This is a genomic window from Alcanivorax sp. HI0083, from assembly GCF_001635175.1.
In genome coordinates, this window is record NZ_LWFX01000407.1 from 1 (window position 1) to 820 (window position 820).

Sequence of the window (820 nt, forward strand, 5' to 3'; positions counted from 1 at the left end):
AAACGCGCCATGTTGATCGGGCAGATGCACCGATTCGAGATCTGGAAAGAGGAAAGCTGGTCCGACGTGGATGGCACCCTGGATCCGGCGGCCTTGCCGGAAAGTGTGCAGGAGCTGTCGTTCTGATGACGACCGAAAACACGCAGTACGCACACCAGCCGGTCATGCTGGAAGAGGTGCTGGATATGTGGTTCAGCCAGAGCGAAGGCTTTTATGTGGACGGCACTTTTGGTCGTGGTGGCCACAGCCGTGCCTTGCTCGCGCGCCTGGACGACAACGGCCGCCTGACCGGCATTGATCGTGATCCGCAAGCCATTGCCGCCGGGCAGGAGCTGGCAGCCAGTGATAGCCGCTTTCACATGATGGCCAGCCGTTTTGATTGCCTGCCGCAAGTGGTGGAACAGGCGGGCCGGCCGATCGACGGCCTGTTGCTGGATCTGGGTGTGTCCTCACCGCAACTGGACGATGCTTCCCGCGGTTTCAGCTTTTTGCGCGATGGCCCGTTGGACATGCGCATGGATCCGACCCAGGGCGAAAGCGTGGCGGAGTGGTTGTCCCATGCGGCGGAAAAAGACATTGCCAATGTGCTGTATCGCTATGGTGAAGAGCGCAAGTCGCGCTGGATTGCCAAGCGTATTTGTGAAACCCGCAAAGAGCAGCCGATTACCCGCACCCTGCAGCTGGCCGATTTGATTGAGTCGGTGCTGGGGCGTAACGAGCAGGGTAAGCATCCGGCCACGCGCAGTTTTCAGGCGCTGCGAATACATATAAACGGGGAACTGGATGCGCTGAATCAAGTGCTCGAACAGTCCCTCGAGAC

At 59.4% G+C, this 820-nt stretch carries 1 protein-coding gene; it reads left to right on the forward strand.

Annotation, left to right across the window (positions count from 1 at the left end):
- Window positions 1-125: 125 nt before the first annotated feature.
- Window positions 126-820 (forward strand): 16S rRNA (cytosine(1402)-N(4))-methyltransferase RsmH (rsmH, locus tag A3754_RS04215; protein ID WP_063518921.1); only part of this gene is annotated, 695 nt, incomplete at its 3' end.